At 66.8% G+C, this 11,675-nt stretch carries 11 protein-coding genes and 3 pseudogenes; 7 read left to right on the forward strand and 7 right to left on the reverse strand.

Annotation, left to right across the window (positions count from 1 at the left end; translation table 11 throughout):
• Positions 1-410: 410 nt before the first annotated feature.
• Together ABZV34_RS34535 and ABZV34_RS34540 are read right to left on the reverse strand one after the other, a co-directional pair.
• Positions 411-614 carry a cold-shock protein gene (locus ABZV34_RS34535; RefSeq protein WP_200430022.1) on the reverse strand — a complete coding sequence of 68 codons (204 nt, stop codon included), beginning with the start codon at positions 612-614 and terminating at the stop codon, positions 411-413.
• A gap of 256 nt (positions 615-870) precedes the next feature.
• On the reverse strand, positions 871-1,179 hold the full coding sequence (locus ABZV34_RS34540; protein ID WP_356285684.1) for a hypothetical protein: 309 nt from the start codon (positions 1,177-1,179) through the stop codon (positions 871-873).
• Between the two features lie 211 nt (positions 1,180-1,390).
• Here ABZV34_RS34540 and ABZV34_RS34545 point away from each other — a divergent pair, with 211 nt between their 5' ends.
• Positions 1,391-1,834 (forward strand): ATP-binding protein, encoded by a 444-nt coding sequence (locus ABZV34_RS34545; protein WP_356285687.1) that lies wholly within the window; start codon positions 1,391-1,393, stop codon positions 1,832-1,834.
• A 147-nt stretch (positions 1,835-1,981) separates the two neighbouring features.
• On the opposite strand, the gene ABZV34_RS34550 is transcribed toward ABZV34_RS34545, so the two are convergent.
• The 3 genes and pseudogenes from ABZV34_RS34550 to ABZV34_RS34560 all read right to left on the reverse strand — a co-directional run.
• On the reverse strand, positions 1,982-2,896 hold the full coding sequence (locus tag ABZV34_RS34550) for an SDR family NAD(P)-dependent oxidoreductase (protein ID WP_356285690.1): 915 nt from the start codon (positions 2,894-2,896) through the stop codon (positions 1,982-1,984).
• Positions 2,897-2,988: 92 nt separating this feature from the next.
• Positions 2,989-3,354, reverse strand: coding sequence for an NAD-binding protein (locus ABZV34_RS34555; RefSeq protein ID WP_356285711.1), 366 nt, complete (start codon positions 3,352-3,354; stop codon positions 2,989-2,991).
• 9 nt (positions 3,355-3,363) lie between these two features.
• Positions 3,364-3,672: pseudogene (locus tag ABZV34_RS34560) on the reverse strand (NAD(P)-binding domain-containing protein); the annotation flags it as partial.
• Between the two features lie 213 nt (positions 3,673-3,885).
• Between ABZV34_RS34560 and ABZV34_RS34565 the strand changes: the two are divergent.
• The 3 genes and pseudogenes from ABZV34_RS34565 to ABZV34_RS34575 form a co-directional block, all read left to right on the forward strand.
• Positions 3,886-4,704: a helix-turn-helix transcriptional regulator gene (locus ABZV34_RS34565; protein ID WP_356285693.1), complete on the forward strand. Its 819-nt coding sequence runs from the start codon at positions 3,886-3,888 to the stop codon at positions 4,702-4,704.
• Between the two features lie 117 nt (positions 4,705-4,821).
• On the forward strand, positions 4,822-5,175 hold the full coding sequence (locus tag ABZV34_RS34570; RefSeq protein WP_356285696.1) for a PRC-barrel domain-containing protein: 354 nt from the start codon (positions 4,822-4,824) through the stop codon (positions 5,173-5,175).
• Positions 5,176-5,399: 224 nt separating this feature from the next.
• Positions 5,400-5,741: pseudogene (locus ABZV34_RS34575) on the forward strand (transposase); the annotation flags it as partial.
• Between the two features lie 20 nt (positions 5,742-5,761).
• On the opposite strand, the gene ABZV34_RS34580 reads toward ABZV34_RS34575, so the two are convergent.
• Positions 5,762-6,964 carry an IS110 family transposase gene (locus ABZV34_RS34580; protein WP_356285699.1) on the reverse strand — a complete coding sequence of 401 codons (1,203 nt, stop codon included), beginning with the start codon at positions 6,962-6,964 and terminating at the stop codon, positions 5,762-5,764.
• Positions 6,965-7,125: 161 nt separating this feature from the next.
• Here ABZV34_RS34580 and ABZV34_RS34585 point away from each other — a divergent pair, with 161 nt between their 5' ends.
• Positions 7,126-7,659 carry an IS5 family transposase gene (locus ABZV34_RS34585; protein WP_356285702.1) on the forward strand — a complete coding sequence of 178 codons (534 nt, stop codon included), beginning with the start codon at positions 7,126-7,128 and terminating at the stop codon, positions 7,657-7,659.
• A gap of 811 nt (positions 7,660-8,470) precedes the next feature.
• Positions 8,471-8,674 (forward strand): cold-shock protein, encoded by a 204-nt coding sequence (locus ABZV34_RS34590; protein ID WP_356285705.1) that lies wholly within the window; start codon positions 8,471-8,473, stop codon positions 8,672-8,674.
• A 329-nt stretch (positions 8,675-9,003) separates the two neighbouring features.
• On the opposite strand, the gene ABZV34_RS34595 is transcribed toward ABZV34_RS34590, so the two are convergent.
• Entirely contained in the window at positions 9,004-9,792 is a 789-nt protein-coding gene (locus ABZV34_RS34595) for a hypothetical protein (RefSeq protein ID WP_356285708.1), read from the reverse strand.
• Between the two features lie 954 nt (positions 9,793-10,746).
• Here ABZV34_RS34595 and ABZV34_RS34600 point away from each other — a divergent pair.
• A pseudogene (locus tag ABZV34_RS34600) lies at positions 10,747-11,211 on the forward strand (lamin tail domain-containing protein); the annotation flags it as partial.
• Positions 11,212-11,675 lie beyond the last annotated feature (464 nt).

Here is an 11,675-nt window from a genome sequence, read left to right on the forward strand (position 1 = left end):
GAGCTTCGTTGTCTGCTGAACTGCCGCAGCGAAGGTTCGTCACACCCTTGTGACCAGCAGATTCTCAAATCCGCCAGGACTATGAATCAGCCCTGCTTCCTTGATACGGCACGCATCAAGGAATTCCCGCAGCGTAAGCAGCATGGGGAACCACAGGCACGGACCGAATGGAATGCGAAAGCGAACGTGGCGCACGGGAATCCGTGCCGACGCAGGCGAAAAGGGGAGCCGCGCGAAAGTGAATCCGGGACATCGACGGGTACGGCTCCGAAATCGACGGGTACGGCTCCGAAGAGGAGGCCTCGTCCCTCGACATAGTGTTCCGACAGGAGAAATCACTGCGGAAACACATGCAGCTGGTGCCCGCACCCTGAGGGATGCGCGCCCCAGCTGCAAGATACGCGTCAGCGTCAGACGGTGACGATGTTCTCGGCCGTCGGGCCCTTCTGGCCCTGCGCGATGTCGAAGGTGACCTTCTGGCCCTCCTGGAGCTCGCGGAAGCCCTGGGCGGCGATGTTCGAGAAGTGGGCGAACACGTCAGCGCCGCCACCGTCCTGCTCGATGAAGCCGAAACCCTTTTCCGCATTGAACCACTTCACGGTACCAGCAGCCATGTCACATCTCCTTTGGGGCAGTACACCGACGTCCGCACTGTGCGAGCGCCGTGTCGCCGCGATGATTACCCCGCCGGAAAAGGACCGGAAATACAAAAGCGCTCTCCCCGGCAAGAACCGGGTGGGAGCACTTGAAGTTCGGGAACCACAACTGCAACTGAGATGGACAGTAGCACGCCGCAACGGCTCGCGTCCGTTAAGTAATTCCACTCCACTCGTTGTGGCAAAAACCCTCGCCGCATCGTCCGCCAAACTCTCATCTCACGAACACAGATATTGACTCACTCGCGGTGCAACGTTCCAGAAAATGCGGAACGCAACCAAGACCGCCAGCCGGGTCGAGCCGCCGCGGACGCTGCCCCGCGTTGCGCGGCGGCCAGCACACCGATGGCGCTGCACCGATGGCGCTGGAATCCATGGCGAGCCCACTGGGGTCGGGGACCGTCCGCGACGCACTGGTGCCGTCTACGTGGAGGGCCTGCCGCAGGAGGGGAACGTTGTCAGCGTCGACTTCGCCGCTCAGCGCCAGGATGCGGAAGCCTGCGGCGGTGGCCTTGTTGATCACCAGTCGGGCGCCCTGTCGGCCGTGCCGTGCATGTCGAACACTTGCCCTTCAGCATTCCTCTGCGGTATGGCCAACGCCCGCGAAGGGGGCACGGAAAGCCGTACAGCCTGCGAGGGTACTGCCCCCGTATGACTGTTCTGCAGGTAACGTTCCGGGCCTAGGCATACCCCGCCGAAAGGGGTGGCGGGCGGGGAGAGGGAGGCGGGCACAGATGGACGAGACAAGTGGGGCCGACGGTGGGACGGCCCCGCTGCTGGAGGCATCGCTCGCGCTGGACAACGACGGCTCCCGCATAGCCCAGGCCCGCCATCTGGTATCGGCATTCCTGACGGCGGCGCGGAACGACCACGGCATCCCGGTGGTGACCGCCACGGTCGAGATCGTCCAGCTGATCGTCAGCGAACTGGTCACCAACGCCCGCAAATACGCGCCGGGACCGGCCCTTTTGCGTCTGCGGGTCACCGGTGCTGTGGTGCGAGTCGCGCTCTGGGACAGCAATCCCGTCGTACCGGCGGCCAAGCCCCACGACCCCGAACGCGTCGGCCAACACGGCCTGGAGATCGTCAGAGCACTCGCCCAGACCGTAACCGTCGAGCAGACCCCCCTCGGCAAGCGCATCACCGCGGACATCGCCCTCACCGCGGCCACCACATAACCAAACCGGTCCCACCCGTCCACGTCCGCTCATGGCGACGGCCGCGGGGACTTTCTGGATCTGCGCTTGGATGCGGCCGGGCGCACGACTGGTGGCTGGTGCGCCCCGCCGTGGGGAGCGGGACCGACGAGTGGGTGGCGGAGGGGGTCAGCACAGGAGCCGGAGGGACTCCTCCCACATGCGTTCTGCGTTGGCGGTGTCGAGTGCGTAGGGTGCGACGCCGCTGGCCCAGCCGTTGCCGTCGGAGACCGGGATGGCTTCGTTGCAGTCTTCGAAGTAGCGGCCGCCGATGCCTTCCAGCTGAGCAGAGGTGGCCAGCAGCACGGAGGTTGCGGCGCCCTGCTGGGGCGACTTGCGGCGCTCGGGCGGGGTCTTGAGTCCGCCGGTGTGGCGCTGGAGATTTGTGGCGATGGCGCCGGGCATGAGGGCGTTGGCGGTGATCCCGTCGGCCGCCCAGCGCCGGCTGGCCTCGACTGCGAAGAGCACGGTGGCGGTCTTGGACTGCCCGTAGGCCACCAGAGGGTCGTAGGGGCGGTAGTGGAAGTTGAGGTCGTCGAAGACAACCGGGGAGATCAGATGTCCGCTTGAGCTGACAACCACGATGCGTGCGTTGCCGTCGGCGGTCAGTGCGTCGTGCAGGCCGGTGGTCAGGGCGAAGTGGCCGAGGTGGTTCGTGGCGAACTGCATCTCCCAGCCCTCGGGGGTGCGTTCGAGTTCGGGCGTGGCCATGATCCCGGCGTTGTTGATCAAGAGGTGGAGCGGCCCGTCCCACGCCTGCACGAAGGCGCCCACCGAGGTTCGGTCCGAGACATCGAGGCGGTCCACGTGGATGTCCCTGTTGCCGGTGGTCGCGGTGATGTCGGCAGCGGCTTTTTCACCGGCTGCCGTGTTGCGTACGGCCAGCGTCACCTGGGCGCCGGTGGCTGCCAGCGTCCGGGCGGTTTCGATGCCAATGCCGGAGGTGGCGCCGGTGACGATCGCCCGCCGTCCAGAGAGGTCGATGCCGCGGGCTACCTCGTCAGCGGTGGAGGAGAGGCCGAAGGGGGTCGTGATACGAGCCATGACTAGATTTCTTTCGCGAGAGGGCATGAGAGAGAGTGGGAGTTCGGGGTGGCGACCCTCGGAGAGCGCGGTGGGCATCAGACGGTGAGGGGTCAGGCCGCGTGACCTGGTGCGGTTGCGAGGGTGACCGCCTCCACCAGGCCGTCGGCGCCGGCCAGTGCACGGCGGCGCAGTTGCTCCGGGTCGAGGCCCTGGGCGCGTACGGCATCGGCGAAGTGCTCGATGTCCTTACGCATTAGACCCTGCAGGTGGGGGGCGATCTCGGGGGTTATGGCGGTACCGAGCGCGCGGAGTGAGGCGCTGCCTCCGCTGCTGGCGGAGATGACGTCGAGGACGGCCGGGATGTCCACGTGGAGCTGCTGGGCGAGGCGGACCAGGTCCACGGCGTTCTTCAGGTTCGACATCGTCATGGCGTTGTTGAGGAGCTTGGTCATCTGACCGCTCCCGACCGGGCCCATGCGGCTGACGCGCGTGGAGAAGGCCGCGAATACCGGTGAGCACCGCTCGAAGGCGCCCTCGTCGCCGCCGACGAACGTGGTCAGGGTGCGGGCTTTCGCCCCCGGGCCGTCGCCGCTGACCGGAGCATCCAGGTAGGACGCGCCAAGGCTGCGCAGAAACTCGGCGATCTTCACGTTCTCGCCCGGATCTCCGGTGCCATGATTGACGACCACCGTCCCCGGCCGGACGTGCTCGCGTACCCCGGGGGTATGCAGAACGTCCCAGATGTCGCTGTCGTCGCGCAGGCACAGCGCGAGGATGTCGCTCGCGGCAACGAGATCGTGCTCACTGCGGCCGCCTTACAGAAAGCGTTATGTATACGGAAACCGGAATATTCTGCGTTCCCAGTCCCCGTAATCGTTGCTCTGTGGCTCGACCCCAGCCAGGGTCGTGTCAACACTGGTAGTGCCAGGACCAGGAAACCGGGCCGCAGATCATCAGGCAACGGAGCCGACCCGCGTGGGCGTGGACTGCCTCGTACCGTGGAGCATGTGAGCGCCAACCACCTCGGCAACTACCTGCGAGCGCGTCGTGACCTCGTCGACCCCAAGGATGTCGGCCTGCCCGGCGGGGGCCGCCGCCGCGTGCCCGGATTGCGCCGCGAAGAAGTCGCCCTGCTCGCCGGCATCAGCAGCGAGTACTACCTGCGCCTAGAACAAGGGCGCGACCAGAACCCCTCACCTGCCGTCCTTGACGCCCTCGCCCGCGTCCTCCAACTCGACCTGGACGCGACTCGGCACCTGCACACTCTCGCCACCCCCGCTCCGCGACACTTCAGCCCGCCCCCCGACGAACGGGTTACTCTCGGCATCCAGCAACTGATCAACACATCCTGGGCGGGCACTCCTGCCGTGGTCCTGAACCGCTACATGGACGTAGTGGCGGCCAACCCCCTGGCCATCGCGCTGTCTCCCGGCAACCAGCCGGGCACAAATGCCATACGGTCCGCATTCCTCGACCCGCGCGTACGCTCCCTCTACCTCAACTGGGGAGAGATGACCATCCGCGCCGTCGCCAGCCTGCGCGCCCTCATCGGCCCGGATGGCAGTGATCCCAGCATCGTCGAGCTGGTGAACGAACTCTCCGCAGGCAGCGAGACCTTCCGCCGTCTGTGGGCCCGCCACGACGTCAGCCCCCGGGGAACCGGCACTTCACACATGCACCACCCGCAGGCGGGGCGGCTTGAGCTGCGCTACGAACGACTCCTGCTCGCCGGTACCGACGGCCAACTCCTCGTCGTACACCACGCCGATCCCGGCAGCCCATCCGCACAGAAACTGGCCCAACTCGCCACCACCCTCAGTACGTAGAGAACCTGAGGCCGGGTACCCGGCTTTCTGAGGAAGCGTCACCGAATTCGATGACGTCGATAACTCCGCAGTTCGCTGCGGCAGCAGCAAGGAATCTCGACAAGGGAGCGGTTCTACATGAGTGACAGCATCTGGGGCTACCAGCCGACCACTGGCTACACCGCGGGCACCGACCTCACCGGATGGAAGGTCGAGGCCACCGACGGCACCATCGGGAAGGTCGACAAGCACTCGGACGACGTCAGCTCCTCGTATCTCGTCGTCGACACCGGCGTGTGGATCTTCGGCAAGCACGTGCTGCTGCCGGCCGGGACCGTGAAAACAGTTGACCTGGCGGAGCGGAGGATCTACGTCGACCTCACGAAGGACCAGATCAAGGACTCCCCCGAGTTCGACAAGGACAAGCACGTCGGCGACGCCGCCTACCACGAGCAGGTCGGCGGCTACTACCAGACCCGCCGAGGAATCTGACCTCACGCACCAGCCCAGAAGTGGGGCCCGCCGGAGACTTTCCGGCGGGCCCCACTTCTCGTGGCCCGGACCAGCCCACTGGGCGAAAGCCGGGTGCGCCGGGTCCGCTGTAAAATCACCCGGCATGCATTCTTCGAACCCGGGTACGCCGTCTGTTGCCGCCGTACAAGGGGCCGGTGACACTAAGAAGACATCTCATTTGGTTTGTTGGATAGTCTGGCGTCGTGGGAATTGTTGAGCGTCTCGTGCCGGATGAGTTGTGGGAGCTGTTCGAGCGGGTGGTTCCGCCGGCTCCGGTGCGGCCTCAGGGTGGCGGTCGTCGACGCCATGGCGACCGCGAGGTGTTGGCGGCAATCGTGTTCGTTGCCACGTCGGGGTGTACGTGGGCACAGTTGCCGCCGTCGTTCGGGCCGTCGGGGCCGACGGCTCACCGTCGCTTCAGCGAGTGGTCCAAGGCCCGCGTATGGGGCAAACTGCACCGCTTGGTCCTGGACGAACTCGGCGCGCGCGGGAAGTTGGACTGGTCGCGGTGCGCGATCGACTCGGTGAACATGCGGGCCATGAAAAAGTGCCCCTATGGTTTTGGTCAAGCAGCGGCGGTGGGTACGGGGTCGTAGAACGTGCCGTCTCGGAGCATCGCGAAGAGCACGTCGATGCGGCGCCGGGCCAGGCAGACGATGGCTGCGACGTGGTGTTTGCCTTCCCGGCGTTTCTTGTCGTAGTAGGCGCGTGAGGCCGGCTGTGACAGCGACGCGAAGGCGGCGAGGTAGAAGGCTCTCTTGAGCTGTTTGTTGCCTCGTCGGGAGGGATGCTCACCACGGATGGACGAGCCGGATCTGCGGGTGGCGGGAGCCAGACCTGCGTAGGCGGCCAAGTGTCCGGCGGTCTTGAAGTTGCTGCCGTCGCCGACGTCGATGAGGATCCGGGCTGCGGTCCTGACTCCGATGCCGGGCATGGAGATCAGGACCTGGGAAAGAGGGTGGGCCTCCAGCAGTTCCTCGATCTTGGCAGCGAGGATTTTCCGCTGGTCAAGCACGGACCGGAGGGAGCCGGTGAGGCTGGGCACGATCAGTGCGGCGGCGTCGGTGCCCGGGACGACCACTGTCTGTTCGTCCAATGCGGCGAAGATGTCTTCGACGAGGCGTTCGGCCATGCGCGGAGCCTTGGGTCGCAGCAGCGATACCAGCCGTCGTCGCCCGGCCTTCCTCAACTGAGCTGGTGAGCCATAGCGTTCAAGGAGAACCAGGACGGCCGGATGGTCGAGCCGCGAGCCCAGGACCCGCTCGAGTGAAGGGTGAACCTGAGTGAGGAGCCCGCGCAGGCGGTTCTTGGTGCGTGTCACCTCGCCGGCCAGGTCGTCGTCGAAGCCCACGATCATCTCCAGCTCTGCGATCGTCTCGTCGTTCGGTGCGAGATCGCGCAGGGTGTGCGGCATGGTGCGGGCGGCGTCCGCGATGATCGCCGCGTCGCGTGCGTCGGTCTTGGCCTCACCCGGATAGAGATCAGCTATCCGTCGCATCGTCAGACCGGGCAGATAGGCGACGCGGCAGCCCACATCGCCAGCCACGGCCAGTGGCAGCGCACCGATCGAGGCAGGCTGATCCACGACCACAAGTACCGTGCCGTGTTTGGCCTGCAGTTTCGTGAACAGCTCGCGCAGTCGCGGCTCGTTGTTGGGTAGCGGTCTGTCGAAGACCTTCTTGCCCGCCGGAGTGAGGGCGGTGCCGTGATGCTCGCCCTTCCCGACATCCAGACCGAGGTAGACACCGATCTCTCTCGTGCCGTTCACTTACCCTCCCCAGCGGCGCTTTCCCGGCCTCACCTGTGGCATCAGCGTGCCGGCATCCACGTTACGAAGCCCTGCTTCACCCCGGTACGGAATGAGCGGTCATGCCCCTGATCAGCGGTCTGCCAATGCCTCCGAGGCCCGGTGACACCACTTTTTCGACCATGATCGACAAGGGGACCAAGTCATGCCGGGCTCGGAGGCCGGGAGTCCCGTTGCGGGACCACGAAAACGGTAACGGGGACCTGACAGGTCCGAATCCTGTAGATCGCGGTAAGTACGGGTCGAAGATCCACTTGATCACCGAGCGTACCGGTTTACCCCTCTCGATCGGCATCTCCGGCGCGAACATGCACGACAGCCAGGGACTGGAACCCCTGGTACGAGGTATCCCGCCTGTCCGCTCGCGACGTGGACCGCGCCGACGCAAGCCCGGCAAGCTCCACGGTGACAAGGGCTACGACTACCGCCACCTGCGGCAATGGCTCCGCAACCGCGGCATCACCCACCGCATAGCCCGCAGAGGCGTCGACTCCTCCCAGCGCCTCGGGCGCCACCGCTGGGTCGTGGAACGGTCGATGTCATGGCTCGCAGGCTGCCGCCGTCTCCACCGCCGGTACGAACGCAAAGCCGCACACTTCCTCGCCTTCGCAGGCATCGCTGCAACCCTCATCTGCTACCGCAGACTCGCCAAATGAGATGCCCTCTAAGCACAGTGGCGGGGCGTGGGGTTAGGGGTGCAAGTGTGCCGACCGGTCTGAAGCGATCCGAAAAAAGATTTTGCCGTGGCTTCCCGGACCGACAGGCGTCTGAGCTGCCGTGGTGGGGGCTGTGGTTGGGGGGAGAGGGCTGTGGTCGCACCCCTCGGCCACGCACGGATGTGCCTGGTCGGGCTGCCATGGTCGGGGCGGGCGCTTCTACGGTGGAAACCGCTCGGACGTCCACCCTCGAGCACACCCCCGCAGCGGCGGCGGATCCGACGCCACGGCCAGCACCAGCTGGTCTCGGTACGGCCGCCCCGGGGACCGGGCCCGCGGCCACATCCAGGAAGGAGCACCCAGTGCGCGGAACAGTTCCGTTCCGTACTTCTGTGAGCCGGCAGGCCGGACAAGTCACTGTCCAGCGTCAGCTCCGACCGGATGGGCGGTCTCGCGGAACTTGAGTTTCAATCAGCTGATGGCGCTTGCAGGGCGGGTGGTGAGCGTTGTCGGATGTCACTGTCGGTGCCGCACCAGCCGTCATATGAGGGCTGGTGCGGGCGCCCTCGGCCGCAAGGCTGCGGGACCTTGCGACGAGATATCCCCGGCACAGAGATGCTGGTTCAGGGCGCAGGCGCTGTCTCATGGCCCTCGGGTAGCAGGTCTTGATCGTTTGTTGTCGAAGTGTGAGCGCCGTCCTGGCGTCGCAGGTGATGCGCCTGGCGGCTGGGGAGACTGGGAGCGCTGGCGTCTTGCAGGGTTCCGGCTGGCACTCCTGGGTGCCGTGGCACACGAAGAAGGATCGAGATCGATGGCAACTGGCACCGGGAAGTGGTTCAACGCCGGGAAGGGTTTCGGCTTCCTTGCACAGGAGGGTGGCGGACCGGACGTGTTCGTGCACTATTCGGCGATCAACTCCAGTGGATTCAGGTCGCTGGAGGAGAACCAGACAGTCGCGTTCGATGTCACTCAGGGTCCCAAGGGGCCGCAGGCGGAGAACGTCACACCGATGTGACCCGCCACCTGAGGGCCCGTCCGTCCGGCCGCGGCCGGACGGACGGGCCCTCAGGCGGCGTGGTCGGGGTGGCTGATGTCTGCCATGCCGACCACGCGGGGGAGGGACGGGCGTGAGGACCCGGCGTCGTCTGGGTCGACTTCCGCGAGGCGTCCCCTGGCGCGGGCCGTCTCGTCAGATCGGTCCGGTGGTGGCGCCATGCAGGACGTCACCACCACCTGGACTCTTCTCAGGAGCGTGACAGCCCGGCCGATGCGAAGTCGAGCGCCAGTAGACTCACTGGCGCTTCGCGCAGGGATGCGTCGGCTGCCGCGCCTGTGCTGGGCTGCTCAGTTGGCGCGGAGGGTTTGGACTCCGCCGGCTTCGAAGTCGTAGATGTTCCGGTTGATCCGCAGGCCGTCGACGGCTCCGGCCCACAGGTTGTCGCGGCCCTTGCCCACGGCGACGGTGTAGACGATCGGTGCCGTTCCGCCGTCGTTGAGGGCGGTCTTCAGCTGCGGGAAGGTGCACGGGGTGCTCTGGTTGCAGCCGGTCACGGTGCCTGCGTTGCCCGTGAGGAACCATGTGCCGGTGGTGGTGGCGTCCAGGTAGGGGCTCCAGCGGTCGGTGACCGAGGAGGCGGGGGGCGCCCACACCATGGAGGAGTAGGTGGTGGTGGGGGCCGTGGTGAGGTTGGGGTTGATTTCGAACCTGATGTTCGGCATGTTCGTGGGGCCGCCGTGCGAGGTGTTCTCGCCGGTCTGGAAGACGTGGAAACCGACCTGGTTCAGCCCCAGCACGGGGTTGCGGTAGAAGTCGACCTCGTTGCCGAAGTCGACCTTCTCGCTGGGCGGGGTGAGGGAGGTGGAGTTGTCCGCCACCTCGATGCCGAGGCTGCCCGTTCCGTAGGGCGGCCTCGCGGAGGGGCCGGTGACGCCGAACGAGCCGAACGGGCCGTTCCTGAGTGCGGCGACGGGGGAGCCGATCGTGTTGCGGGTGATCACGCCCCAGTGGTCCGGGCCGCCCTGGGTTCCGCCGGGGGCGGGGGACGCCGAGCCAGGGACGGCCGAGACAGCGATCGCTGCCAGCGTCGTGACCCCGAGTAGCATCTTCCGCTTCACACCAGAGAAGGCGTTCAATGCTCTGCTCCTTTTCGTGGTCGATTAAGGCGCAGGGACAGGCGAGGGAGCCTGACTCCTGCTAGCGCACACCACGTAAGCACTCTCGGCAGTAGCCGCTGGCACGACGCACTTGGCATATGCCTCGATTAATCCCTCCGGTGTAGTGCCCAACTGCTGCCGAGCGAATGTCGCTGGAAGGACATCCCGGGGTGGGGGTGTCCTTCGTCCAGTCGCCGTGTTGAAAACAGGGCGTTCGCCCGGCTGGTGTCTCGATGCCGCTGGGTGTCCTGCCGTGTGCTGCGCCGCGCCCATTGTCGTGCCCCCCGAGCCGGCCGCGCACGGCGTGTCCGTACCCGGGTGAGTCTGCCGCCTCGGGGGCGGGCTGTCGGCTGTCCGGCGGGCAGTGCGCCGTTCACGGCCAGCTCCGGCACGGCGAGAATCCCGGTCCGGTCGGTGAGGACTCTGAGCCGTGGTCATTGGGTGTTCGTGAGCCGTGTGGTGTGGCGCGCTGGGTGCGGCGGTGGGTGCTTGCCGCCCGTGGTGAGGGCCGGTGCTTTCGCTGTGTGGGCGTGCGTGGAATGAAATTGCTGCGAACGCTTGATCGGTTATCAGTCGATTGTTCGTGGATTGGTCGTATTTGCCTGTTACGTGCCGAAGGGGGCTTTGGTGTAGAGCGCTTGGTGGGCGTGGTGGTGTGAGCGGGCGGGCGGAAACCGCTTCCATCGCGGTGATCAAGGGATGGGTGTATCCGTCCGTGAACTCGGTGTGGGGGCTGGCGGGGTTGGTTGAGTGGTGCAGCCGAGGGTCACGGAAATGTCCGTATACGGCAACACGAAACGGCGCAACTCGCATCGGGTCGGTCGGGCGGCCAAGCTGTGGGTCCTCGGCACCAGCCGGGATTCGCACACCGTCCGCTCCCGGCCTTCCACGCCGGCCGGGAGCGGGCTCGTACCTCATCGGGGAGCACTGTTGATGTCCTCTCGTTCGATCTCCCGTATCGCCGCCGCGACTCTGGCGGCGGGCACCGCGCTCGGCGCGACCGCGCTGCCGGCTTCCGCGCAGTCCACTCCTCACCAGGCGGCCGCCTACCGGTCGGGTGTGGTGATCAGCGACGTGCAGTACGACTCTCCGGGCTTCGACGACCGCTCCAACTACTCCCTCAACCGTGAGTGGATCGACGTCACGAACACGTCCCGGCGCAGCGTGAACCTGGACGACTGGACGCTGTCGGACGAGGACGGCCACACCTACACCTTCGACCACTACCGCCTGGGCGGCCGCGCAACCGTGCGTGTCCACACGGGTATCGGCCGGGACACCTACCGGGACGTCTACCAGGACCGCCGCAACTACGTCTGGGACAACCGCTCCGACACCGCGACCCTCCGCAACGACAACGGCCGGTTCGTCGACGAGGTGTCCTGGGGCGGCCGTCACTTCCGTGACCGTGACGGCCGGCGCTGGGACGACTTCGGCAACCGCCGCTTCCGCGGCCGTGACGGCTGGCGCTTGAGCGACCTCGGCGGACGTCACCACCGCGACCACAACGGAGCGCACCACGGCGGCCACGGCGGAGCACCCCGGACCGGAGGCCAGCACGGTCACCAGGGCCACAACGGCCAAGGCACCCAGGCCGGTCAGGGCGGCCAGGCGGGTCAGGGTGGTCAGGCGGGTCAGGGTGGCGGTCAGCACCAGGGCGGCGGCCAGGGTCAGGCCGGTCAGGGCGGCCAGGGTCAGGGCGGCCAGGCGGGTCAGGGTGGTCAGGCGGGTCAGGGTGGCGGTCAGCACCAGGGCGGCGGCCAGGGCCAGGCGGGTCAGGGCGGCCAGGGTCAGGGCGGCCAGGCGGGTCAGGGTGGTCAGGCGGGTCAGGGTGGCGGTCAGCACCAGGGCGGCGGCCAGGG

Source organism: Streptomyces sp. NPDC005195 (genome assembly GCF_040608315.1).
Taxonomy (GTDB): Bacteria; Actinomycetota; Actinomycetes; order Streptomycetales; family Streptomycetaceae; genus Streptomyces; species Streptomyces kaempferi.

Bases quoted from the DNA above. Each gene is read 5' to 3' on its own strand.
- ABZV34_RS34535 (WP_200430022.1), bottom strand. From the start codon at position 614: ATGGCTGCTGGTACCGTGAAGTGGTTCAATGCGGAAAAGGGTTTCGGC.
- ABZV34_RS34545 (WP_356285687.1), top strand. From the start codon at position 1,391: ATGGACGAGACAAGTGGGGCCGACGGTGGGACGGCCCCGCTGCTGGAG.
- ABZV34_RS34590 (WP_356285705.1), top strand. From the start codon at position 8,471: ATGGCAACTGGCACCGGGAAGTGGTTCAACGCCGGGAAGGGTTTCGGC.
- ABZV34_RS34585 (WP_356285702.1), top strand. From the start codon at position 7,126: ATGATCGACAAGGGGACCAAGTCATGCCGGGCTCGGAGGCCGGGAGTC.
- ABZV34_RS34570 (WP_356285696.1), top strand. From the start codon at position 4,822: ATGAGTGACAGCATCTGGGGCTACCAGCCGACCACTGGCTACACCGCG.
- ABZV34_RS34555 (WP_356285711.1), bottom strand. From the start codon at position 3,354: ATGGGCCCGGTCGGGAGCGGTCAGATGACCAAGCTCCTCAACAACGCC.
- ABZV34_RS34550 (WP_356285690.1), bottom strand. From the start codon at position 2,896: ATGGCTCGTATCACGACCCCCTTCGGCCTCTCCTCCACCGCTGACGAG.